Consider the following 735-nt stretch of genomic DNA (forward strand, 5'->3'; position numbering starts at 1 on the left):
TAGCCGTTTTGGCGCGCTCAACACCCTTATAATCGAACCAACCTTTACCATATTTGCCGAACGAGCTCGAAACGTTATCACTTATCACTGAGTTTGCCGACATGTCGGTAGCGCTCTTGCCTACCTGCACGCCACACATTGCATAACCTTTATACTGGGCCTTGATGCTGATGTAATAGGTAGCACCTGCCGTAGCGGTAAACTCTGGAGAAACGAGATAATCAACATGCTTAGAAGCAGCATCTTCTTTCATGATAGCGCACATCTTATAAGCAGCTTCTGCCTGACTGTACGCTCCCGTTCCATACTCCCAAGTAACTCCCTTCGTAGGACTGTCATCCACGGCTGTCCAGCCGGCGAGGTCGCCAGCCGTCGTGAAATCGACTGAATACGGGAAAGAGTTCTGGGCCGTTCCCGTCATCACGCCAACAAGCGCGAAGAAGAGAAGTCCGAATGTTCTTTGTAACGTCTTTCTCATAAATAAAAAGTTTAAAAATTAGTATATGTTTAAGTTATTTTCCAAATATGTCGATATGTCGTGTTTCTTCGTTATTCCATAGGGATGCAACAAGGTATGCTCTGATTTCCTTCTGTTTTCGTCTTCCTTTCTATAGGACATGCACCGTTTTTAGTTTTTTATAGAAAAACATGCAGCAATCTGTATAGTACTGGATGCAAAAGTAATAAATATTTTAATATAACAAAAAAATAATAGAAAAAATTAGAACAAAAATA

Annotated in this window: 1 protein-coding gene; it reads right to left on the bottom strand. The window is 41.6% G+C overall.

What is annotated here, in order from left to right; genetic code table 11:
• Positions 1–478, bottom strand: a 478-nt coding sequence (locus QVO99_RS08780; protein ID WP_288177097.1) for a choice-of-anchor J domain-containing protein, incomplete at its 3' end; no start/stop codon positions are given.
• Positions 479–735 lie beyond the last annotated feature (257 nt).

The organism is Prevotella sp. CAG:592, assembly GCF_000436015.1.
GTDB lineage: Bacteria > Bacteroidota > Bacteroidia > Bacteroidales > Bacteroidaceae > Prevotella > Prevotella pectinovora.